Source organism: Streptosporangium sp. NPDC023615 (assembly GCF_040640155.1).
Taxonomy (GTDB): Bacteria; Actinomycetota; Actinomycetes; order Streptosporangiales; family Streptosporangiaceae; genus Streptosporangium.
On the sequence record NZ_JBFABE010000175.1, the window covers coordinates 1 to 1,453 of the forward strand.

General features: G+C 66.5%; 1 pseudogene. It reads left to right on the top strand.

Annotation, left to right across the window (positions count from 1 at the left end):
- Positions 1-1,268: 1,268 nt before the first annotated feature.
- A pseudogene (locus AB0G16_RS38750) lies at positions 1,269-1,453 on the top strand (hypothetical protein); the annotation flags it as partial.

The window sequence follows — 1,453 nt, forward strand, 5'->3', positions numbered from 1 at the left end:
TGACAGGCCGGGCGTCCGATCGGACGCCCGGCCTTTTCGCGCCCGGTCACAACGGAAGGCCACCGCACATTGGTCACGTCCAGTGGGGGTGCCGGTCGCCGACGCGAGGACGAGGTCGTATTCTCCTGCCCTCGCCCGCCGGCCCGGGAGTGGCCCGGCAGAGGAGTGGCCCGGCCGAGGAGTGGGCCGGCAGAGGAGTGGGCCGGCCGAGGAGTGGCCTGGCCGAGGAGTGGCCTGGCCGAGGAGTGGCCTGGCGAACCGTGAACATGCCACGGCGGCGAGGACGCCGGAGCGCCGGTCGCGAGGCCCGAGTCGTCGACCGCGGTTCTGTACTCTCAGGGCGCCAGGGACGCCGACACCGTCGAGGGCGACAGCCGTGGCTGCGACACGGACGGGAAGGCGGGCGGCCTACCGCCTACGACGGATTCCGCTCTCGTCTCCCCGGGGCCGGTTCGTGGATTTGAGACCTTCGACTCGTTCGACGACCCGGGATTCGTGCCGGCCGTCAGCCGGGAAAGGTGATGTGGCGAGCTGACCTGGGTTTCTCCCGACGAGTGAGCCGCCGCCTGTCAATGGGCCGGCGACCGCGAGGGTGAACCTCGGATGGGGTGCCTCTCCGAGATTCACGGATCGAGATTCACGGATCGAGGGGCGCGCCTTCAGGCGAGCATCCCACGTTGTTAACGCGAACATCCCGCCTTTCGGTAGTGCCTTTGTCTGGTGACGAGTGGGCTGGTGGTGGTGGAGGGCAGCAAATCCTAGGCCGAAGGGGCTGTCAAGGGTCCTGTGCGCGCCTGTCCAGGAGGAGTGAGGGGCATGCTGGTCTGCCTGGTTTCACGGGTGGCCCAACCCGGTCCGTGCCGGTGCTCGCGATGAAAATTTCATCGACGATGACATTGATCCGGTGACGGTACCGAAATTTTCAGAGCATCGGATGGACGTCGAAGCATGTCAGCCACATATGTGTAGGACAGATGAACCGAAAATTTCTGATGCACCTTGACATGTTTCGTACTAGTTTCCAGACTGAACCGACGAGACGGTCTTCCTGCCAGTCGGTGGTGCGCGGCAGAGGTCACCGTCTGCGACGCCCTCGGTGGTGTGCGCTCCCTGGTGAGGGACACGGCGTCGGTCGATGAGATGTCCCGTGTTTCCCTTGCTTGCCATGATCAAAATATGGAGGCTCAGTCATGGGCTCGAATGCCATACCCCCACCTGGCACCCGGCGACCTCTCGGAGGACTTCGCCGGACCCTGATCGCCGGCGCCGTGGGCACCCTTGTGCTCGGCACGCTCACGGCGGTGACCGGCCCGGTCTCGGCCATCGCTTCCTCCGGTTCCGCCGCCGCGGCGAGTACGCTCGGCGCGGCGGCACAGCAGAGCGGCCGCTACTTCGGCGCCGCGATCTCGGCGGGCAGGCTCGGCGACCCGACCTACAACACGATCGCCAGCCG